General features: G+C 46.9%; 1 protein-coding gene. It reads left to right on the forward strand.

Features of this window, described 5'->3' with window-relative positions; genetic code table 11:
• A partial coding sequence (locus tag J7380_RS20300) for a hypothetical protein (RefSeq protein ID WP_209198723.1) occupies positions 1-436 on the forward strand: 436 nt, incomplete at its 5' end.
• Between the last annotated feature and the right edge of the window lie 135 nt (positions 437-571).

Raw genomic sequence — 571 nt, forward strand, 5'->3', positions numbered from 1 at the left:
CTTCGTAGCCGTCCACCCCGCTGAAAAGCAGGTAAAGAAACAATGCGAACAAAAGACTAATTATACCAGTGAGATATGCAGACTTCATAGCGAACACTTTGTCCTTAAGCTCTCTATTTCGACGCTAGTTATTATTAATCTCCACAACAATGTTTACCCAAGGTCAGCAGACCGCAGTATCTTCGCTTCAGTTTCCAAAGAGAGCAGTGAGTTGCACATTGATGCTATTGCCAATTACCTCAAGCTTTTCTGGACCGCAGAGCAGATAGATCGCGCCGACAATATGCGAAGCGATCAAAACGGTGAAAAGATAACCAAGTCTCACTCCGAACCCTTTCAATATGTGAAACACCGGGGTCTAAAGATGACAAGCAAACTAGACAATCATCCATGCTGCATTGCAGAAATGCTATCAGCGCATATCTGGGGGCGTTAAGCCGTAGGTCAGAAAATCGATGATGCCTCTGCCAAAACACCAAAGATACGGGACTGGTATAGCCTCTTTCTTCGCCGGGGCTGAGTGGCAAGAGGTCGAACTCGACACACCGCACGGGTTGGCGCAGTCGAAGAT

It is taken from the genome of Ruegeria sp. R8_1 (genome assembly GCF_017743815.1).
Taxonomy (GTDB): domain Bacteria; phylum Pseudomonadota; class Alphaproteobacteria; order Rhodobacterales; family Rhodobacteraceae; genus Ruegeria; species Ruegeria lacuscaerulensis_A.